General features: G+C 68.7%; 18 protein-coding genes. 10 read left to right on the plus strand and 8 right to left on the minus strand.

Features of this window, described 5'->3' with window-relative positions; all coding sequences use genetic code 11:
• Window positions 1-43: 43 nt before the first annotated feature.
• A complete protein-coding gene (gene dtd, locus ABQY74_RS18015; RefSeq protein ID WP_349792569.1) occupies window positions 44-484 on the minus strand; it encodes a D-aminoacyl-tRNA deacylase in 441 nt (146 codons plus the stop codon).
• On the opposite strand from dtd, the gene ABQY74_RS18020 reads away from it, so the two are divergent.
• On the plus strand, window positions 483-1,499 hold the full coding sequence (locus tag ABQY74_RS18020; protein ID WP_024938516.1) for a lauroyl acyltransferase: 1,017 nt from the start codon (window positions 483-485) through the stop codon (window positions 1,497-1,499). The genes dtd and ABQY74_RS18020 overlap by 2 nt on opposite strands.
• Before the next feature lie 54 nt (window positions 1,500-1,553).
• On the opposite strand, the gene ABQY74_RS18025 is transcribed toward ABQY74_RS18020, so the two are convergent.
• The gene (locus tag ABQY74_RS18025) at window positions 1,554-2,075 is read right to left on the minus strand and encodes a GNAT family N-acetyltransferase (protein WP_104560163.1); all 522 of its coding nucleotides are present in this window, start codon (window positions 2,073-2,075) and stop codon (window positions 1,554-1,556) included.
• Window positions 2,076-2,319: 244 nt separating this feature from the next.
• On the opposite strand from ABQY74_RS18025, the gene ribA reads away from it, so the two are divergent.
• The 3 genes from ribA to ABQY74_RS18040 all read left to right on the plus strand — a co-directional run bounded on the left by ribA (window position 2,320) and on the right by ABQY74_RS18040 (window position 5,570).
• Window positions 2,320-3,453 (plus strand): GTP cyclohydrolase II RibA, encoded by a 1,134-nt coding sequence (gene ribA / locus ABQY74_RS18030; protein WP_039525017.1) that lies wholly within the window; start codon window positions 2,320-2,322, stop codon window positions 3,451-3,453.
• Between the two features lie 138 nt (window positions 3,454-3,591).
• Window positions 3,592-4,068: a PH domain-containing protein gene (locus ABQY74_RS18035; RefSeq protein WP_039529659.1), complete on the plus strand. Its 477-nt coding sequence runs from the start codon at window positions 3,592-3,594 to the stop codon at window positions 4,066-4,068.
• A complete protein-coding gene (locus tag ABQY74_RS18040; RefSeq protein WP_349792572.1) occupies window positions 4,065-5,570 on the plus strand; it encodes a PH domain-containing protein in 1,506 nt (501 codons plus the stop codon). The genes ABQY74_RS18035 and ABQY74_RS18040 overlap by 4 nt, the downstream gene beginning before the upstream one ends.
• A 67-nt stretch (window positions 5,571-5,637) precedes the next feature.
• Here the strand turns inward: ABQY74_RS18040 and ABQY74_RS18045 are convergent, their stop codons facing one another.
• Window positions 5,638-6,696 (minus strand): CDP-glycerol glycerophosphotransferase family protein, encoded by a 1,059-nt coding sequence (locus ABQY74_RS18045; RefSeq protein ID WP_104575060.1) that lies wholly within the window; start codon window positions 6,694-6,696, stop codon window positions 5,638-5,640.
• On the opposite strand from ABQY74_RS18045, the gene ABQY74_RS18050 reads away from it, so the two are divergent.
• Window positions 6,697-7,521: a glycosyltransferase family 2 protein gene (locus ABQY74_RS18050; protein WP_102580477.1), complete on the plus strand. Its 825-nt coding sequence runs from the start codon at window positions 6,697-6,699 to the stop codon at window positions 7,519-7,521.
• 122 nt (window positions 7,522-7,643) lie between these two features.
• On the opposite strand, the gene ABQY74_RS18055 is transcribed toward ABQY74_RS18050, so the two are convergent.
• The 5 genes from ABQY74_RS18055 to def all read right to left on the minus strand — a co-directional run bounded on the left by ABQY74_RS18055 (window position 7,644) and on the right by def (window position 13,896).
• On the minus strand, window positions 7,644-8,921 hold the full coding sequence (locus ABQY74_RS18055; RefSeq protein WP_349792574.1) for an O-antigen ligase: 1,278 nt from the start codon (window positions 8,919-8,921) through the stop codon (window positions 7,644-7,646).
• Window positions 8,922-9,074: 153 nt separating this feature from the next.
• Window positions 9,075-10,796 (minus strand): glycosyltransferase family 39 protein, encoded by a 1,722-nt coding sequence (locus ABQY74_RS18060; RefSeq protein WP_104575064.1) that lies wholly within the window; start codon window positions 10,794-10,796, stop codon window positions 9,075-9,077.
• Between the two features lie 48 nt (window positions 10,797-10,844).
• Window positions 10,845-12,155: a 16S rRNA (cytosine(967)-C(5))-methyltransferase RsmB gene (gene rsmB / locus ABQY74_RS18065; RefSeq protein ID WP_104575066.1), complete on the minus strand. Its 1,311-nt coding sequence runs from the start codon at window positions 12,153-12,155 to the stop codon at window positions 10,845-10,847.
• On the minus strand, window positions 12,155-13,078 hold the full coding sequence (gene fmt / locus ABQY74_RS18070; protein WP_104560169.1) for a methionyl-tRNA formyltransferase: 924 nt from the start codon (window positions 13,076-13,078) through the stop codon (window positions 12,155-12,157). The genes rsmB and fmt overlap by 1 nt, the downstream gene beginning before the upstream one ends.
• Window positions 13,079-13,383: 305 nt before the next feature.
• Window positions 13,384-13,896, minus strand: coding sequence for a peptide deformylase (gene def / locus ABQY74_RS18075; RefSeq protein ID WP_024938525.1), 513 nt, complete (start codon window positions 13,894-13,896; stop codon window positions 13,384-13,386).
• A 131-nt stretch (window positions 13,897-14,027) separates the two neighbouring features.
• Between def and ABQY74_RS18080 the strand changes: the two genes are divergently transcribed.
• From ABQY74_RS18080 to ABQY74_RS18100, 5 genes are all read left to right on the plus strand, one after another.
• Window positions 14,028-15,164 carry a LysM peptidoglycan-binding domain-containing protein gene (locus ABQY74_RS18080; protein ID WP_349792578.1) on the plus strand — a complete coding sequence of 379 codons (1,137 nt, stop codon included), beginning with the start codon at window positions 14,028-14,030 and terminating at the stop codon, window positions 15,162-15,164.
• 71 nt (window positions 15,165-15,235) lie between these two features.
• Window positions 15,236-16,372 carry a DNA-processing protein DprA gene (gene dprA, locus ABQY74_RS18085; RefSeq protein ID WP_053051393.1) on the plus strand — a complete coding sequence of 379 codons (1,137 nt, stop codon included), beginning with the start codon at window positions 15,236-15,238 and terminating at the stop codon, window positions 16,370-16,372.
• 43 nt (window positions 16,373-16,415) lie between these two features.
• Window positions 16,416-16,889 carry a DUF494 family protein gene (locus tag ABQY74_RS18090; protein ID WP_003484452.1) on the plus strand — a complete coding sequence of 158 codons (474 nt, stop codon included), beginning with the start codon at window positions 16,416-16,418 and terminating at the stop codon, window positions 16,887-16,889.
• 37 nt (window positions 16,890-16,926) lie between these two features.
• Window positions 16,927-17,661 carry a pilin gene (locus ABQY74_RS18095; protein WP_349792580.1) on the plus strand — a complete coding sequence of 245 codons (735 nt, stop codon included), beginning with the start codon at window positions 16,927-16,929 and terminating at the stop codon, window positions 17,659-17,661.
• Between the two features lie 27 nt (window positions 17,662-17,688).
• Complete coding sequence (locus tag ABQY74_RS18100; protein ID WP_349792582.1) at window positions 17,689-18,924, plus strand: RDD family protein; 1,236 nt, start codon at window positions 17,689-17,691, stop codon at window positions 18,922-18,924.
• The last annotated feature ends 143 nt before the right edge of the window (window positions 18,925-19,067 follow it).

Consider the following 19,067-nt stretch of genomic DNA (forward strand, 5'->3'; position numbering starts at 1 on the left):
GGTCTGCCGGATTCAAGACAGGACCGCTGGTGGACGTGGGTTTCTAGGGTCTGAGGAGGAAGGTCACCGGGCCATCGTTGACCAGGTCGACAACCATATGGGCACCAAAGCGCCCGGTTTCCACCCCGCCGCGATGTTTTTGCCGGCAGATCGCCACCAATTGATTGAACGCCCGTTCAGCCTCCAACGGCGGCGCCGCCGTGCTGAAGCCGGGGCGATTGCCGGAACTGGTGTCCGCGGCCAGGGTGAACTGGCTGACCAGCAGCAGGCCGCCGCCGGTGTCGGTGAGTGAGCGGTTCATCTTGCCGGCGTCGTCGGCAAACACGCGGTAGCCGAGCAGGCGCTCGGCCAGGCGCCGGATCTGCGCGTCGCAGTCGCCGGGCTCGACCCCGACCAGGGCCAGCAGCCCGGGACCGATCTGCCCGACGGTCTGCGCATCGACCGTGACGGCGGCGCGGGTGACACGTTGGATCAGCGCAAGCATGGGCACTCTCCGGCAGCAAACTGTGCCGCGCAGCATGCCCAGCACGGTTGGCACTGTCACGCGCGGGTCATCGCCGGCCGCGCTGTTTAGAATTGCGCGCATGAAACCCGATGTTCGCGCTCGCCTGCTCTACGCCACCGCCGCCACCGTGGGCCGCCTGCCGTGGCCGCTGCTCAAACGTGTGGCCGACGCGCTGGCCTGGAGCTGGCGCAAGCTCAATGCGCGCGAGGCGCGCGTAGCACGCCGCAACCTGGAACTGGCGTACCCGGAACTGGATGCCGGCCAGCGCGCGCAGCTGCATGCGCAGGTGCTGCGGTCGACCGCGCGGCAGACGCTGGAAGTGCTGCGCACCTGGACCCGCCCGCCGGCCGAGAACCTGGCGCGACTGCAACGCAATGGCCAGGCCCTCTACGATGCCGCACTGGCTTCCGGGCGTGGTGTCATCGTGGCCGCGCCGCACTTCGGCAACTGGGAGCTGCTCAACCAGTGGCTGTCCGAACGCGGGCCGATCGCCATCGTGTATCGCCCACCGGAATCGGACGCGGTGGACGGCTTCCTGCAACTGGCCCGCGGCGGCGACAACGTGCGCCAGGTACGTGCCGAAGGCCCGGCGGTGCGGCAGTTGTTCAAGGTGCTCAAGGATGGCGGCGCGGTCGGCATCCTGCCCGACCAGCAGCCGAAAATGGGCGATGGCGTGTTTGCGCCGTTCTTCGGCATCCCCGCCCTGACCATGACCCTGGTCAACCGACTGGCCGAGCGCACCGGCGCGATCGTGCTGTATGGCTGGTGCGAACGTGCCGGTGGCGACCTGCAATTCGCGCTGCATGTGCAGCCGGCCGACCCGGCAGTGGCCGACGCCGACCCGGTGCGCGCCGCCAGCGCGCTCAACGCGGGTATCGAACAGATCGCCCGGCGCGACCCGGCGCAATACCAGTGGACCTACAAGCGCTACACGCTGCGCCCGCCGGGCAGCGGCGAGCCCAATCCGTATGCGACCGAGCGGCATCCGCACTGACGCCGGCTGGCTGAAGACGGATCCGCCTGCGCATAGCGCGGCGTTGCCGGCGGCTCAATCGTCGTGCGGATCGGCTGGCGTGGCGAGGATGCGCTGATAGAACGCCAGGTCCAGCCAACGGCCGAACTTGAAACCGGCCTCGCGCACGGTGCCGGCATGGGTGAAGCCGAATTGTTCGTGCAGGGCGATGCTGGCCTGATTGCTGGCATCGATGCCGCCGACCAGCACATGCACGCCGCGCTGTTGCGCCGCCGCGATCACGCCCTGCAACAGCAGGCGTCCGAGCCCCCTGCCGCGGTGGTCGCGGTGCACGTAGATCGAATGCTCCACGCTGTACTTGAACGCCGGCCAGGCGCGGAAGGTGCCGTAGCTGGCGAACCCCATCAGGCTGCCGTCGGCAGCTTCCACCCCGATCACCGGAAAGCCGCCCGCACGCTTGGTCGCAAACCAGCCGACCATGCTCTCCGGTGGCCGCGGCTTGTAGTCGTACAACGCGGTCGAGTTGGCGATGGCGTCGTTGAAGATCTCCAGGATGGCGCTGGCGTGGCGGTCTTCGCTGCAGTCGATAAGAGACATGGGGTCCGATGCGGGCAGAGGGTCTTGGGATTAAAAGGCATTGCCGGGCGATGAACAACGCAGCCGGCATGCAACCAATCCGCGCCTGCCGCGCAACTCAAACGGCGGGCGCTGGATGCAGCGTTCCACCCGGCCGTGGCGACTGGCGCTTGCGAACCACGCGACAATGGCCGCACGCGGCAGGCAACGGCCGCGGCGGCGTCCGCCTTGAAGCGGCCGTGGCAATCCCCATCTGGAGTCGTGCATGAGCAGCCCCGTCCCCTCCCCCAGCGCACAGGCCTTCGGTGATCCGGCCGCGATCCGTTGCGAGCGCGCCGCCTCCGAACTGCGCGCCGGCCGCCCGGTGCTGCTGACGGCGGCCAACGGGCAGGCGCGCGCGGTGCTGGCGCTGGATAGCAGCACCGCGCAGTCCTACGCGGCCTTCGCGCGTGCGGCGCAGGGGCGGCACTATCTGTTCGTCACCCCGACCCGCGCCCAGGTGCTGGGCCTGAGCGCGCCGCAGGGCGCACGCGTGGCGCTGGTCGACCACGACTACGACCAGCTCGCTGCCCTGGCCTACCTGCGCGATACCCCGGTACCGACGCAATGGACCCCGGGCGATGCGTTGGATGCCGGCGCGGTGGAAATCGCGCGGCTGGGACTGCTGCTGCCGGCGATGCTGGCCGTGGAACTGCACGACGCGGATGGCCACGCCGCCTTTGCCGGTTGCCAGTCGCTGGCACTGGACGATCTGGGCAGCGGTTGCGCCAAATCCGCCGCGGCCGGCTACGAGCTGGTCACCCGCACGCCGGTGCCGCTGCGCGGGCTGGGGATGAGCGAGTTCGTGGTGTTTCGCGGCGGGGTGGCGCAGCGCGACCAGGTGGCGATCGTGGTCGGCCAGCCCGACCTGTCGGCCGCAGTGCCGGTGCGCGTGCATTCCTCCTGCCTGACCGGCGATCTGTTCGGTTCGCTCAAATGCGATTGCGGCGACCAGCTGCGGCATGGCCTGGCCAAGCTGAAGGAGCTCGGCGGCGGCGTGCTGCTGTATCTGGACCAGGAAGGCCGCGGCACCGGCATCGCCGCCAAGATGCGCGCGTACGGTTACCAGCACGCCGGCCTGGACACCATCGATGCCGATGCGCAGCTGGGCTTCGGCCCGGACGAGCGCCGCTACGGCAGTGCGGTGGCGATGCTGCGCGGCCTGGGCATCGGCCGGATCCGGCTGCTGACCAACAATCCCGCCAAGGCCGAGCGCCTGCGTGCGGCCGGCATCGCGGTCGAAGACCGCATCCCGGTGACCGGCGACATCACTCCGGAGAACGAGCAGTACCTGCGCACCAAGGCCGCGCGTGCCGGGCATGCGCTGGATGTGGATGCGCTGATTCTGGCCGCGCAGTAAGCGCCGCTGCGCCGGATGCGCCCGCCCGCGGCGCCCGGCTATGCTTGCGCACCGCTCCTGCAGGCCAACCTTGTGCACGACGCTCCACCGCCGCACCCCGAGGTCATCGTCGCTGCCGCTCCGGCACAGGTTCCGGCGGTGGACCACACCCAGTGGCAACCGCTACCGCAGCGCGGGGCGTATGTGGCCGGCGTCAACGGCGCGCTGGGCGGCGGATGTGCCGGGCTGATCGCGGCCGGCGTGACCGTCACCGTGCTGCACGCCTGGCATGACTGGCCGGTAGTGCTGGGCGTGACCGTGGTGGCCGCGCTGCTGGGTGCGTGGTTCGCGGTCAAACGGCATCGGCTCACCCACTGGAAACTCGACCAGCACGGCCTGGCGCTGCAACGCGGCCATCTGTGGCAGAGCGACACGCGCATCCCGATTTCGCGCGTGCAGCACGTGGACCTGCGCCGCGGCCCGATCGAACGCGCCACCCGGCTGACCACGCTGGTGGTGCATACCGCCGGCAGCCGGCTCAACGCGGTGGCCTTGTCCGGCCTGGATCAGGGCGATGCCGAACGCCTGCGCGACCGCCTCGCCCGCCAGCTCGATCACGACGACGACGCGCTGTGAGCGCCATCGAACACCGCGGCCAGGACGAGCAGCGCCTGCATCCGCTGTCGTGGGTGTTCGTGTTGTTGCAGCAGATCCGCCAGTTCCTGATTCCGCTGGCGGCCTTGGTGCTGTTCGGCAGCCGCGATGGCAGCCGCGACTCGGCCGACCACATCGCCACCGGCGTGGTGATGGCAGTGCTGGTGGCAATCTCGGTGCTGCGCTATTTCACCTATCGCTACCGCATCGGCACCGATGGCGTGGCGATCCGCAGCGGGCTGCTGGAACGCAGCCGGCGCGATATCCCGTTCGCGCGCATCCATAACGTGGTGGTGCATCAATCGCTGCTGCACCGGCTGGCCGGCGTGGCCGAGGTGCGCCTGGAATCGGCCGGCGGCCACAAGCCCGAAGCGGAAATGCGCGTGCTGCGGCTGGACCAGGCGCTGGCGCTGGAAGACCTGATCCGTCGCCGCACGCATGACGCCGATGCCAGCACGCCGCAGATCGAGGCCGACAGCAACACGCTACTGCGTCTGCCGCTGGGCGAAGTGGTCCGGCTGGGGCTGATCTCCAACCGCGGCATGGTGGTGGTGGCTGCCAGCTTCGGCGTGATCTACCAGATGATTCCGCGCCGCACGGTGTCCAACTTCGTCGAGCACAACGGCGAGCTGGCCTACCGCTACGTCAGCCAGATCCATCCGGGGGAGGCGGTGACCGCCGCGTTTGTGGTGCTGGGCGCCCTGGCCGTACTGGTCGCGATGCGCGCGCTGTCGGTGGCGCTGGCGGTGGCGCAGTACCACGGCTTTCATCTCAGCCAATCCGAGCGCCGCCTCACCGTGGAGCGCGGCCTGCTGACGCGGATCCGCAGCAGCGTGGCGCTGCGGCGCATCCAGTCGTGGACGCTGTACGAAAGCCGCCTGCATCGCCTGTTCGGTCGTCGCCAGTTGCGGGTGGAGACTGCCGTAGCCGGCAGCGCCGACCGCGAAGGCAGCGCATTGAAGGAGCTGGCGCCGATTGCCGACCCGCAGCGCTGCGATGCCTTGTTGCAGCGCCTGCTGCCGGGGATTGCCTGGCCGCCGGCACAGTGGCAGGCGATCGCCACGCATTGCTGGTGGCGCTTGAGTCTGCCCACGCTGTTGTTGCTGCTGCCGCTGGTGATCGGCCTGGCCTGGCAATTCGGCAACCAGGCGGCGTGGTTGCTGCTGTGGTTGCCGTGGAGCGCATTCAAGGCGCATCGCCAGGTGCACCGCATGGGCTACGCGGTGGATGCGCGGTTTGTCGCCGTGCGCGGCGGCTGGTGGAAACGCTGGTGGCGGCTGGCCGAGCTGGACAAGCTGCAGGCGCTGCAACTGCAACGCTCGCCGCTGGACCGTCTGTCCGGCACCGCAACGCTGTGGCTGGACACTGCCGGCGCCAGCGCGGCCGGCCCGGGGTTGCGGCTGCGCTTCGTGCCGTTGGCGCAGGCGCAGGCACTGCAAGCGCAGCTGAGTGCCGCGTTAGCGCGGCGCAAGCTGCGTTGGTGATTGGGAATCGGGATTGGGTGAAGTGCTGATTGGCAGCGGTATCTCGTCAACGCGCAACTCGCAGTGATCAGCGTTGTGCCGGGCCCCAGTATCCGAGTTCGCGGCGGATCTGCAGGCCTCGCCACACTGCGCCCAGCGGCTTGCGCCGCAGCGTGCCGAGCTTGCCGGCGATGAAGTCCTCGGTCGCTGCCATCACCCGCTCCGACGACTGCCCGTCGCGGTACGGGTGGATCGCGTCGGCATAATTGGCGAGCGCATTACGCAGCGACGCATCCGGCGCCAGCGCGCGCGCCAGCTGCTGCGGCAATTGCCCGGGCTGCTGGAAGTCCAGCATATGCGGCTGCGGCACGCGGTTGCGGAAGGTCACCACCGGTTTGTGCTGCACCACGAACTCGGACACGATCGACGAGGTATCCGACACCAGCACATCGGCCGCACGCTGCGCGGCCATCACTTCTTCGGGTTCGACAAAGCGGGCATGCGGCCCGGCCAGCGCGCGATAGCGATCGAACAGCTCCGGCGCGCACTTCGGATGCAGCGTCAGCAGCCAGTAATGCGCACCGCGTGCGATATCGGCGGCGATCTCGTCGTAGAGCGCGGGCGCAGCGCTCAAGCGCTCGGTAAACGTGGAGCCGAACAGGATCACCGGGCGCCCGTTGGCGGGCGCGCGCAGTGCAGCGCTGCGGCCGCCATCGTCGCGGAACACCGGGTCGAGCTTGGGCCAGCCGGTTTCGACCACGGCAAAATGCCCTTCGCGCTCGGCAAGCGCGCGAAACGGCGCCGTGGTGGCCGGGCCCTGCGTGCAATACAGATCGAACAATCCGCGCACGCGGAAGTGCCCGCGGTTGTCTTCGCGTTTCTGCACGTTGAACCCATGGAACAGCTGCACCTTGGCGCCCGCAATGAACGGCGGCACCCAGTTGGCCGCGCTGAACACCGCACGCGGACGCAACGCCAGCGCCTCAAGCAGGCCGACCTCGCGCACGTCCGGCAACACCAGCCCGCGTGCACCGCCCTCGAACCACGCCGACACAGCGTGCCCGCGGGCCTGTAATGCCTGCGCCAATGGCGCCAGAATAGGCAACGCGTAACGTTCCGTTGCGAACAGCAGGTATTGAGCCATCACATGTCCTCTTCGACCGCACCCGACGAACGGCCGCGCATCAGCGCCTGCATTATCGCGTTCAACGAGGCCGATCGCCTACGCGACTGCCTGCGCTCGCTGGCGTTCTGCGACGAGATCGTGGTGGTGGACTCCGGCTCCACCGACGCCACCGTGACGCTGGCCACCGCACACGGCGCACGCGTCCTGCAGCGCGCCTTCGATGGCTACCGCAGCCAGAAGGCGTTCTGCGTTGCGCAGGCCAGCCACGACTGGGTGCTGTGCCTGGACGCCGACGAACGCGTCAGCGATGCCTTGCGGGCGTCGATCGTTGCCGCGCGCGATGGCGGGTTTGCCAATGCGGCCGGCTATCGCTTCGCACGGCTGTCGGATTATTTCGGCCGGTTCCTGCGCCATGGCAATGCCTATCCGGATCGGGTGCTGCGCTTGTTCGATCGACGCCGCGGCGGCTGGCGCGGCAAGCGCGAGATCCACGAGGCGGCCAGTGTCGACGGTGCAGTGGTGACCCTGGCCGGCGATCTGATCCACTATCCGTACCGTTCGCTGGCGCAGCAACTGGCCAAGACCCAGCGCTACGCGCAGATGATGGCCGAGCACGAGCATGCGCGCGGCAAGCGTGCGACCTGGAGCAAGCTGGTGCTGGCGCCGGCCTGGCGCTTCTGGCGCGGCTACCTGCTGCGCGGCGGGTTTCGCGATGGCTGGCACGGGTTGATCTATGCCTACGTGCGCGCCAACTACGTGCGCCAGAAGACCATCATGCTGTGGCTGCTGCAGCACAACCAGCCGGTGCAGGACCCGCCGCGTGCGGACGAGCGGCGCGGCGACTGAGAGCGGTCAGCAACACGACTGCGCTCGCCGCTACGTCGGCGCAAGACGCGCTCGAAGCCGGCAGTCCACCACGTCAATTCCGGTGACGAGGGAATAACCCATCGCCACCGCAAGCCCGCTTGCTAGACCTTGTCGGCCGCTCGAGCCGGGAACTCCTGCGCCTGACGCGCTGCCAGCCCGACCAGCACACCGACTATCGCCGTGTAGAAGCTGGCCGACACCTGGTGCGCAAACATGGACTGGGTCAGCCCGCACAGCGCATAGCTCACCACGATCATCACCCCGGCCGCGGCCGGTCCGCGGAACTGGCGCTGGCCGCTGCGGCGATGCAGCCGCACGAAGATCCACAACGGCACCCCGTAGACCGCAAACAGCAGCAACAGGCCCGGCACGCCCTGGGTGGCGCCCCACTCGGCCAGATCGTTGTGCGCATGGCCCAGATGACAGCGCAGCAGCCAGGTGTCGCCGGCGCATACCGGCAGCTCGCGCATCGCATCGTCGAAGCGCCCGACGCCGATACCGGTGAGCGGATGCGCGCGCAAGGTGTCCCAGGCCACATGCAGGCGCTCGATCCGGGCACCGGCGGAGGAGTCGCTGTCGCCGACCTCATAGCGCTGCAGGTCGCTCTGCAATTCGCCCAGGCGCATCTGCTGGGTCAACGCCGGCACGCTGAGCACCACGCCGACCGCCAGCACCGCACTGCCGACGAAGGTCAGCAAGCGCATGCGTGCGCTCTGCCAGGGCGCGCCCCAGATCAGCACGCCCAAGGTCACCAGCAACGACAACCACACCCCGCGGCTGCCGCTGAGCACGATCACCACCACCGTGGCGATGGCCGCGCCCACCAGCCAGCGCACCTTGCCGAGCGGACGGCAAAACACCGCCACCACCAGCAGCATCAGCGCGATATCGGCAAATACAATCGCATTGGTCCAGCCTTCCGCGCGGTCGGCACCGTTCATCACCTGCAGCATGGCGATCAACATTGCCGCGAACACGCCGGCCAGCGCGCCACGCCATAGCCAGACCTGGCGCGGCTGCAGTGCGTACGCCCACACCGCCGCCCACGGCAGCACCAGGAAGCGCGAGCGGTTGTCGACATCGCGCAGCCCGTGTTCGAACAGCACGATCGACAACAGCGACATCGCGATCACCGCCGCGGCCAACCACCCCAGCGCGCGCAGCGACCAGGGGCGCATGACAACGCCTGCGCGCAGGCTGCGCCAACCCACCAGCGAGCCAAGCAACAGGCATAGCCCGAAGGGCAGCAACCCGCTCGGCATGCTGACCACCAACGCGGTCAACGCGAACACGCCCAGTTCGGCAATGCCCACACCTGCAGGTGATGCGATGGGGGCCGACGAGGAAAGCGCAGCGGGCTGGGTGGGCAAGGAATTCATTCAGACATCGGTGGCAACTGGGGGTGACATCGGGCGACGCGGGTCAGCGACGCCGGCCAAGCTAACGATGCCCCGCATGAATCCATGCTAGACAGCGGCCGGCGACGGCATTGACGGGCCGCCGATCGCGGCAGACACCTGCGCTGCGCCGGCTCATTCGGTGTCCAGGTTGCCCTGCTCCTGCGCTTCCACTGCCCGCTGCTCGGAGCTCGCCACGCAGCTGCCGTGCACGGCATCGGCCGGTACCAGCCACCAGCGACGACGATTGGCCACCCCCACCATTTGGCTGCGAGTGCGGTCCACGCAGGCCAGCAGCGCGGTCTCCTGCGCCATCAGCCAACGTCGATCGGGACGCTCTGCCTGCCAGGCCACCGCGCGCTGCAGCTGTTCTTCCCACGGCACCTTGAAGCCGAAGGTCTGCGCGGGGCGGTCGGCCATCAGCAGGTTCTGCTCTTTCCAGGCCACCAGCCCGAGCTGCGCGTCCGGGCCGATCCGGCGCCCGGCCTCGCGCATCACCGCGCCCGCCGAACTGGAGTCGTTGAAGATCGGATAGCAGACCAGGCCGAACGCCACCCACCACGCGCCTAGCAGCGATGCAGCGGCAAGCGCGGAGCGGCGCACCCGCAGCAGCAACAGGCTGGCCACGCCCCACAGACCGACCGCCAGCAGCAGCCAGCCGAGCGGGTCGGTGGCCTCGCTGCCGACCCCGCGGCTGTCCATGATCTTCTGCTCGAAGCCCGGATGCCCGATCAGCATCGCCGCGCCGCCGGCAGCGAAGGCCAGCGTCAGCAGCAGCACGAATCCGAACAGCAGCCGCTGCACCCCGGCGCGACGCAGCAGGCCTGCCGCCAGCGGCGCCAGCGCCAGGCAGAACATCGGCAGCGCCGGCAGGATGTACACATCGCGCTTGCCGCTGGGAATGGTGAAGAACACCAGCACCAGCAGCCACCAGGCCAGCGGCAACAGATAGCGCGCATCGCGTCGCTTGAGCCGGCGCCACCAGGCCGGGATCGCCCAGGGCAGCACCAGGATGGTCGGCAGCCACATCGTGGCCATGCCCTTGAAGTGGTACCAGACCGGCTGCGCGTGATCCCAGGAATTGGCGTAACGCTTGGCGGTCTGGCGCAGCAGGATATCGTTGAGATAGACGCGGTACTCGGGCTGGCCGGCAGTCAGCGCGGTCACCATCATCGGTACGAACCACAGCAGGATCGCAACGAAGAAGAACAGCGGCCCCAGCCAGAAACGCCGATCGCGCACATGCACGCGCACGCCCGGCCAGCCGCGCGCCGCCGCAATGCCGGCCGGGATCAGCATCAGCAGGGCGATGATGCCGACGCCCTTGGTAATCACGCCCAGCCCGGCGGCAAACCAGCCCAGCGTCCACCAGCGCCAGGCCGGCCCCAGCAGCAGATGGCGCAGCAACCCGTAATTGGCCAGGGTGATCCAGAACACCACCAGCGGATCGATCTGCGCCTTCTTGGCCTGGAAGGTGAAGTGCAGCGTGAACAGCAGCATCCACGCCGCATACGCGCCCACACGCCGGGTCCACAGGCGCCGCCCCAGGTCGTACACGCAGGCCAGCGTGCCCAACGCCGCCAGCAGCGACGGCAGCAGGAACGCCACCCGCCAGTTGCCCAGCAGCGTGTAGAACAGCGCCTGCAGCCACATCAGCATCGGCGGCTTGTCCGAGTACAGCTCGTTGCCGCGATGCGGGAACAACCAGTCGCCGCTCATCACCATTTGCTTGGCGACCAGTGCAAACCGCGGCTCGTCCGACGGCCAGGGGTCGCGCAGTCCCAGGCCGGCGCCGATTACCAGAACGGCGGTGATGGCCAGCAGCCAGAAATCCTTGGAAGCACGAGTCTTGAGCATGACGGGCGGCAGTGGATGCGAAGGTGGAGCGCCGGGATCAGCGCGCGGTCAGGACGCTTTTAGCAAAAGCGCGTAGAAAAAACCGTCGCAGTGCTGCTCGCCGGGGAAACGCTGACGTCCGGCACCGGCCGCATGACCGAATTGCGCGCCCAGCGGCTGCGCCTGTGCATCGGCAGTGCGTTGCAGGAATGCCTGCACCTGCGCCTGGTTCTCGCGCGCCAGCAGGGAACAGGTGGTGTAGAGCAGCTGCCCGCCCGGTCGCAGCGTGCGCCAGGTGGCATCGAGCAAGCGCGCCTGTAACGCGCACAAGACGTCGATATCGTCGGCACGGCGATGCAGCAGCACGTCGGGCTGACGGCGCACCACGCCGGTGGCCGAACACGGCGCATCCAGCAGCACCGCATCGTACGGCTGGCCGTCCCACCATGCGGCGTTATCGGCTGCGTCAGCGGTGTGCAAGGTCACCTGCGCGCCCGGCACGGTGCGCTGCAAGGTCTGCTGCACCCGCTCCAGCCGGCGCGCATCCACATCCAGCGCGGTGAGCTGCAGGCCCGGATGACGTTCCAGCAGATGCGCGGCCTTGCCGCCGGGCGCCGCGCAGGCATCGAGCACGCGTGCCGACGGCGCCAGCGCCAGCGCATCGGCAACCTGCTGGGCAGAGCCGTCCTGCACTGAGACATCGCCGTCGGCAAAGCCCGGCAACTGGCTCACTGGCACCGCCCCGTGCAGACGCACCGCATCCGGCAACAGCGCATCCGTGTCCGCGCCGATGCCCAGCGCGGCCAGCCGTGCGACATAGCCGGCCGGGTCGATCCGCGAGCGCTGCACGCGTAGCCACATCGGCGCCATCTGCGCGCTTGCCACGAAGATGCGTTCGGCCTGCTCGCCCCAATCGGCACGCAGTTGCTTGCGCAGCCAGGACGGCCAGCCCGCATCGGCGGACACCGCCGGAAACCCCTCGCGCTGGGCGCGCCGCAGGATCGCGTTGACCATGCCGGCCTGCCGCGGCCGGCCCAGCGCGCGGCACGCGTCCACGGTGGCCGACAAGGCCGCATGCGCGGGCAGCTGCAGCACGTCGAGCTGGGCGAAGCCGGCCATCAGCAGCGCTTTCAGTTCCGCATCGCGCGGCGGCAGCGGGCGTTCCAGCCACTGCCGCAATGCCACGTCATAGGCCGGGCGGCGGCGCAGCACCGCAAAGCAGATCGCCTCCACCAGCGCGCGGTCGCGTGGATCATCAAGACCGGGCAAGGTCGCGGCCAGTTCGGCCTTGAGCGAGCGGCCCTGGTCGAACACCGCCGTCAGCACCCGTGCCGCGGCCAGACGCGAGCCGACGCCCGCAGTTGCAGTCTCTGCCGACATCAGCGCAGCGCCGGCAGGTCGCGGCGCGCGTTGAGGTAGTCGGCAGCGGTGATCGCCTTGCCGCCCTCGCGCTGCAGCACGCGCACCCGCAGCGCGCCCTGCCCGCAGGCGATGTCGATGCCCTGCTTGCTGGCGGCGAGCAGGGTGCCCGGCGCCTGCTGATGGGCCAGCTCCAGCGCCACCGCGCCATGCAGGCGCACGCGCTCGCCGGCCAGGACCGCCTCGGCCACCGGCCATGGATTGAACGCGCGTACCCGCCGCGCCAGCTCCTGCGCCGGCTGGGTCCAGTCCAGCCGCGCCTGCGTCTTGTCCAGCTTGTGCGCATAGGTCACGCCTTCGGCCGGCTGCGGCTGCGCCACCGGGCGGATGCCGGCACGCAGCAGGCCCAGGCCATCGGCCAGCACCTGCGCGCCTAGCACGGCCAGGCGATCGTGCAGCTGCCCGCCGGTTTCCTGCTCGCCGATGGCCAGCCGCTGCGACAACAGCACCGGCCCGGTATCCAGCCCGGCTTCCATCTGCATCAGGCAGACGCCGGTTTCGGTATCGCCGGCTTCGATCGCGCGCTGGATCGGCGCGGCGCCACGCCAGCGCGGCAACAACGAGGCATGCACGTTCCAGCAGCCATGGGTCGGCGCGGCCAGCACCGCCTTGGGCAGGATCAGGCCGTAGGCCACCACCACCATCAGATCGGCATTGAGCGCGCGCAGCGTGGCCAGGGCCTCCGGCGAGCGCAGCGTCTGCGGCTGGAAGACCGGGATGCCGCGCGCAATCGCCTCCAGCTTGACCGGCGACGGCGTCAACCCGCGGCCACGGCCGGCCGGCCGATCCGGCTGGGTGTAGACCGCCACCACTTCATGCCGCTGCGCGGCTGCGCGCAACGAGGCGACGGCAAAATCCGGCGTACCGGCGAATACGATTCTCATAGGGTGGGGATTCGGGAGTGGGGATTGGGGAGTGGCAGCGGCGGCGGCGGGGAATGGGGATTCGGGCATCGGGATTCGCAGCAGGGGGCTTGGGCAATAGCGCAATGGCTGGCCAATCCCATATCCCAGGTCCCGACGTGTCGCTCCATCCGTGTACGCGGAGCGCGCGCAGCGACGGTCTGCGCCATCGCCCAATCACACGCATAGCCCCGCGCCTAGCGATTGAGCGTGGGGACCAACGGACCGGCAAGCAGCCAGAAAACCCGCTTCACCAATCCCCAATCCCGACTCCCCAATCCCTGCCCTCAGGCCACGTGCTTACGCTGCTTGGCCAGTTTCTTGCGCACCATTTCGCGCTTGAGCGGCGACAGGTAATCGACGAACAACTTGCCGTCCAGATGATCCATCTCGTGCTGGATGCATACCGCCAGCAGGCCGTCGGTGCTCAGTTCCTGCGCCTTGCCCTGGCGGTCGAGATAGCGCACGGTGATCGCATCGGCGCGGGCGACGTCGGCATAGATGCCCGGTACCGACAGGCAACCTTCCTGGTAGACCTGCTCGCCCTGCCTGCTCACGATCTCCGGGTTGATGAACACCTGCGGGAGCGTCTTCTCCTCGCTGACGTCGATCACCATGAAACGCTTGTGCACGTCCACCTGACTGGCGGCCAGGCCGATGCCGGGCGCCTCGTACATGGTCTGGAACATGTCGTCGAGCAGGGTCTGGAATGCCGGGCTGGTGAGCTCGGCAGCGTCGACCGGCACGGCCTTGGTGCGCAGCCGCGGATCGGGGAATTCGAGAATAGGGAGCAAAGCCATGGGATTACCCGTCTGGGAACACCGGCGCTGCGCCGGCAAGACGCTGTCATTCTAGCGCAATGCTTGCGTGACGCCCCGGTTTCTGGACTATAGTGCGCAGACCTGTTGGGGAATCAGGCAAGAAGGCACTCATGTTGAACCGACTTCGTACGGTCGTCGCTGCGGCGATGCTGACCGTCGCGACCTACGCTGCCGCGCAAGCGGTGGGCGAGCATCCAGAGACTTACGTGGTCCGCAAGGGCGATACCCTGTGGGACATCGCTGGACGTTTCCTGCAAAAACCCTGGTTGTGGCCGGAAATCTGGCAGGCCAACCCGCAGATCCAGAATCCGCACCTGATCTATCCCGGTGACGTGATCAGCCTGGCCTACCTGGATCGCGTCGCCAAGGGCACCGTCCAGCCCGGTCCGCGCCAGGAAGCACCGATCAACGCGATTCCGCTGGCCGATGTCGAGCCGTTCCTGAAGAACCTGCGCGTCACCGACGACTTCGACCAGCTGCCGTATGTGGTTGGTCTGGAAGGCGGCCGCACGCGCGCCACCACCGGCCAGGTGGCCTATGTGGTCGGCCTGGACGATGCACAGCCGGGCCAGCGTTTTGCGGTGGTACGCCCGACGGTGAAGTTCAGCCTGCCCAAGCACAACGAAGACCTCGATGCGGCCGGCAACATCACCGCAGGCGCCGGCAACATCTGGAAGAACTACATCGCGCCGAGCACGCGCCGCGAGTTCCTCGGCTACGAACTGGCACAGGTCAACGTCGGCACCATCACGCGCAGCGCGGCGGGCGGCAACTCCAAGGCGGCCACCCTGCTGCTGCAGGACAGCGGCCGCGAGGTACGCGCCGGCGATCGCATCGTCGCCGTCGAGGCGCAGCCCTACGACCTGCAGTTCATCCCGCATCCGCCGTCGGAACAGGCCCTGCAGACCGAATTGCGGGTGCTGGCCATCTCCGATGCCTTCATCGCCGGCGGCACCCGCGACGTGATCGCCATCTCCGGCGGTGCCCGCGAAGGCATCAACAACGGCACGGTGTTCTCGATCTGGCGCAAGGGCCGCACGGTCAGCGACCGCGTCAAGCACTCGCGCTTCTCGCGGACCGACGACGACTTCAGCGGCCCGGCCGGCTCCACCGTCGGCCTGCCCGACGAATACGCCTCGCACGCGATGGTGTTCCGCACCTTCGACAAGGTCAGCTATGCGCTGGTGATGGAAAGCGTCAAGCCGACCGGCCTGGGCTACTTCGTCAAGCATCCCGACGCGCAGTAAGCGAAAATTCCGATGCGGTAATACGACGGCGCCTGAGGGCGCCGTCGGCGTTTGCGGTCCAGGCTGGACGCATGGCCCTCCCCACTTCCGACCTGCGCGCACTCCTGACCCTGCTCCTGGCGGGCGGCCGCAGCCCGCCGCGCCACGCGCTGCTGGACTGCTTCGCCAGCCCGGCCGAGCTACTGGCGGCCGGGCCAGAAGCCTGGCTTGCCGCCGGCTGCGACGAGTTGCAGGTGGCCCGGCTGCAGACTCCCGATGCGCGCGCCCTGGACGCCGCCCTGCAGTGGTGCGAGCAGCCCGGCCATCACCTGATCGGCCTGAACGATCCCGACTACCCCGCCCTGCTGCGCCACATCGTCAATCCGCCGCTGGCCCTGTTCGTGGACGGCGACCCGAACGCGCTCTGGCACCCGGGCGTGGCCGTGGTCGGCAGCCGCTCCGCCACCGCTGGCGGCCGCGACCACACCCGCGCATTCGCCTCCGGCCTGGCCGGCGCCGGGTTGGCCATCGTCAGCGGCATGGCCGCCGGCGTGGACGCGATCGCACACGAGGCCGCGCTTGCCCGTGCCGGTGCCATCACCGTGGCGGTGGTGGGCACCGGCGCGGATGTGGCCTACCCGGCAAATCACCACTCCCTGCGCGATCGCATCGCCGCGCGTGGCGCGGTGGTCAGCGAGTACCTGCCCGGCACCGGGCCGGTCGCGGGGCACTTCCCGGCCCGTAACCGGATCATCGCCGGGCTGGCCCTGGGCACCCTGGTGGTGGAAGCGGCCATGCGCTCGGGCGCGCTGATCACCGCGCGGCTGGCGGCGGAGGCCGGGCGCGAGGTGTTCGCCCTGCCCGGCTCGCTGCACAATCCGCTCGCGCGTGGCTGCCATCACCTGATCCGGCAGGGCGCCACCCTGGCGCAGGAGCCGGCCCAGGTCATCGACGGCCTGCGCCTGCTGTCGGGCGAACTGGCAAGCGCCTTGCGCCAGCGCCTGGCCGCCCCCACTGATCAGGCCAGGACACCGCCGCAGGCCGGCCCGGCGCGCCCGGATCCGGACTACCAGCGCTTGTGGCAGGCGCTGGGCCACGACCCAACCCCTATGGATTCCCTGGTCGAACGCACCGGATTGACGGCCGCCGCGCTGTCCTCCATGCTGCTCATCATGGAACTGGAGGGAGACGTGGTCACCGAGCACGGTCGCTATACCCGCAATCCCTAGTTTCTTCACCTCCACAGCGTCGCGCGACGCAGGCCGAGGGGCAATGAAAGAGAGCATTCTTGATGTACTGCTGTACCTGTTCGAACATTATTTCAGCGAAGATGCGGACCTGGTCCGCGACCGTGACTCGCTTCAGAATGGCCTGATCCAGGCCGGTTTCAGTCCCGCAGAAATCAGCAAAGCCTTCGATTGGCTGGACGCGCTCTCCGAGCAGCGGCCCAGCGTCGCGCGCCCGCATGTCGATGGACCGGTACGCATCTACCACGGCCCGGAGCTGGACAAGCTCGATGTGGACTGCCGTGGATTCCTGCTGTTCCTGGAGCAACACCGCATCCTCGACGCCGACCAGCGCGAGCTGGTGCTGGATCGCGCCATGGCGCTGGACCAGGACGAACTGGACCTGGACGACCTCAAATGGGTGGTCTTGATGGTGTTGTTCAATCAGCCGGGTGCCGAAGCGGCCTACGCCTGGATGGAAACGCAGATGTTCCTGGACGAGCCTGAACCCGTACACTGAGGCGGAAGCCGCAACGGAAGCGTGCGAGGGGACGGCAATGAGTAGTTGGTATTACGCCGAGGGCAACCGCCACCGGCGTGGCCCGGTGGCCGGCGAGGCTTTGCTGGCGCTGTATCGCGAGCACGCGATTGCACTGGACACCCTGGTCTGGCGCGAAGGATTTGCCCGATGGGTGCCGCTGTCTGCGTGCGCCGACGAGCTCGGGCCACCGATTTCCACCGATCTGCGCGCCGCAGCGCTGCCGCCGCCCCTGCCGTCGGTTCCGCCAGCGGTTGTTCACAACGCAGCCGCCAGTGCACCCTCTTCGTCAGCGCATCGCCTGCCCGGCAACGGGCCGGGGTGGCCGCTGGCGTTGGTGCTGGGCGCGGTGGTGGGCATGTTCGTGCTGGTGGCGATGATCGGCATCATGGCGGCGATCGCGCTGCCGGCGTACCAGGACTACGCCACGCGTACCAAGGTCGCCCAGGCGATCGCGGCGCTGACGCCCCTGAAGCCGCAGATCACCGAATTTCTCGCGCAGCAAGGCCGTTGCCCGGTCAACGGCGACGCCGGCTTTCTCGCGCCCGAGCAGTATGCAAACGATGTCCTGAGCAGCGTGCGGATCGGCCGTTTCGACACCACCGAGTGCGGAGTCGAGGCGCTGCTGCATGCGCCGAAAATGACCAGGATCGACGGCAAGGCGCTGTGGCTGGATTTCGACGCGGACGCCGGCAGCTGGCAGTGCAGCTCCGAGATCGACGACAACCAACTTCCGCCGGACTGCCGCGGCTAGTCAATCGCTTTACGCAAGGGGACTTCAATGACGCAGTGGTATTACGCCGACGCACAACGCGAGCGCCAGGGGCCGGTGGACACGGACACGCTTCGCGCGCGCCTGTCGGAAGGCTTGATCAATGCATCCAGCCTGGTCTGGCGCGAAGGCTTTCCGCAGTGGGTGGCACTTGGCGAGGTCGTGGCCGAGTTGGGGATCGACACCGCCGTGCCAGCGCCCGCCGCGCCGAGCGTCGGAGATGTGCCGATGAACGTTGCGCACGGTGAGCCGCAGGCGACGGTTTACCCGACCAGCGTCGCGGTGGATCACACGCCTGCCACAGATGCGCCGTTTGCCGGCCCGGCGGCAGACGCTGCGCTCGGGCGGTCCGACTCCGGGCTTGCCGATCACCCTGCCGTAGCCGACCACCAGCAGCGTCCGCCGAGCGGGCAGGCTGCATCGGCAGATATAGCGGCGTGGTCCACCACGCCGGCAGACCCTGCGGCAATTCCGGCGGCATCGAGCCCGCTCCTGGCCAACACCTCGCACGTGCCTGCAACACCCGCGCATGCCGCGTCCCAACCACGCGCCGGCGCGCCGCTTCCAAGCGCCTGGGATTCCGTCGCCGCGCCCGCGGCAAGCGTCGCATTGCACGATGCCCCGGTTGTCTACGCCGGCCTGTGGCGGCGCGTGGCCGCCAGCATCCTGGACAGCCTGATCACCAGCTTTGCGGTGTACCTGATCGTGATCCCGCTGGTGTTCGTCGTGGCGCTGGCGACCAGCCGGGGCGATTCCGGCTCGGCGCTGGACGACGGCAGCGCGCTCAGCATCGCCATCCTGGTGATGTCCTACGGCATCGGTCTGGCGATCCCGACGCTGTATTTCGCCTGGATGCAGTCCAGCCGGCACCAGGCCAGCCTGGGCAAGCTCGCCTGCGGCATCAAGCTGGTGCGCGCCGACAGCAACGGCGGCCGGGTCGGTTTCTGGCGCAATGTGCTGCGCTACCTGGCCTACATGCTGATCAGCGTGCTCACCCTGGGCATCGGCGTGATCGTGGCCGCGTTCATGGCCGGCATGACCGCGCGCAAGCAGGCTCCGCACGACAAGGTCTGCGACACCCTGGTGGTGGACCGCTGGGCGTTTACGGATCACCCGGAGCGCCAATCCAGCGGCCTGGACACGGTCACCATCGTGGTCCTGGTCATTTATGCGGTGCTGCTGGTGATCTCGGTGGTGGTGGTGGTGGGCTTCATGCTGGCCGCCATCGGAATGAGCCAGAACTAGCAGTTCGCGGCCCTGGCCGCTTGACACGGCGGCGTCCGCCGTGATCTTTCTAATAAGAGAACTGAACGCCCGGGCTCGTTTCCCGGGCGTTGACCTGTGGGAAACAGTCGATCTGCTTCCCTCCACCGGCCAATTAGGCCACG

This window comes from Xanthomonas sp. WHRI 7064, assembly GCF_040202355.2.
Lineage (GTDB): Bacteria > Pseudomonadota > Gammaproteobacteria > Xanthomonadales > Xanthomonadaceae > Xanthomonas > Xanthomonas arboricola.

Coding starts and splice junctions, on each gene's coding strand:
- ABQY74_RS18020 (WP_024938516.1), top strand. CDS start 483: ATGGGCACTCTCCGGCAGCAAACTGTGCCGCGCAGCATGCCCAGCACG.
- dtd (WP_349792569.1), bottom strand. CDS start 484: ATGCTTGCGCTGATCCAACGTGTCACCCGCGCCGCCGTCACGGTCGAT.
- ABQY74_RS18025 (WP_104560163.1), bottom strand. CDS start 2,075: ATGTCTCTTATCGACTGCAGCGAAGACCGCCACGCCAGCGCCATCCTG.
- ribA (WP_039525017.1), top strand. CDS start 2,320: ATGAGCAGCCCCGTCCCCTCCCCCAGCGCACAGGCCTTCGGTGATCCG.
- ABQY74_RS18050 (WP_102580477.1), top strand. CDS start 6,697: ATGTCCTCTTCGACCGCACCCGACGAACGGCCGCGCATCAGCGCCTGC.
- ABQY74_RS18055 (WP_349792574.1), bottom strand. CDS start 8,921: ATGAATTCCTTGCCCACCCAGCCCGCTGCGCTTTCCTCGTCGGCCCCC.
- ABQY74_RS18060 (WP_104575064.1), bottom strand. CDS start 10,796: ATGCTCAAGACTCGTGCTTCCAAGGATTTCTGGCTGCTGGCCATCACC.
- rsmB (WP_104575066.1), bottom strand. CDS start 12,155: ATGTCGGCAGAGACTGCAACTGCGGGCGTCGGCTCGCGTCTGGCCGCG.
- fmt (WP_104560169.1), bottom strand. CDS start 13,078: ATGAGAATCGTATTCGCCGGTACGCCGGATTTTGCCGTCGCCTCGTTG.
- def (WP_024938525.1), bottom strand. CDS start 13,896: ATGGCTTTGCTCCCTATTCTCGAATTCCCCGATCCGCGGCTGCGCACC.
- ABQY74_RS18080 (WP_349792578.1), top strand. CDS start 14,028: ATGTTGAACCGACTTCGTACGGTCGTCGCTGCGGCGATGCTGACCGTC.
- dprA (WP_053051393.1), top strand. CDS start 15,236: ATGGCCCTCCCCACTTCCGACCTGCGCGCACTCCTGACCCTGCTCCTG.
- ABQY74_RS18090 (WP_003484452.1), top strand. CDS start 16,416: ATGAAAGAGAGCATTCTTGATGTACTGCTGTACCTGTTCGAACATTAT.
- ABQY74_RS18095 (WP_349792580.1), top strand. CDS start 16,927: ATGAGTAGTTGGTATTACGCCGAGGGCAACCGCCACCGGCGTGGCCCG.
- ABQY74_RS18100 (WP_349792582.1), top strand. CDS start 17,689: ATGACGCAGTGGTATTACGCCGACGCACAACGCGAGCGCCAGGGGCCG.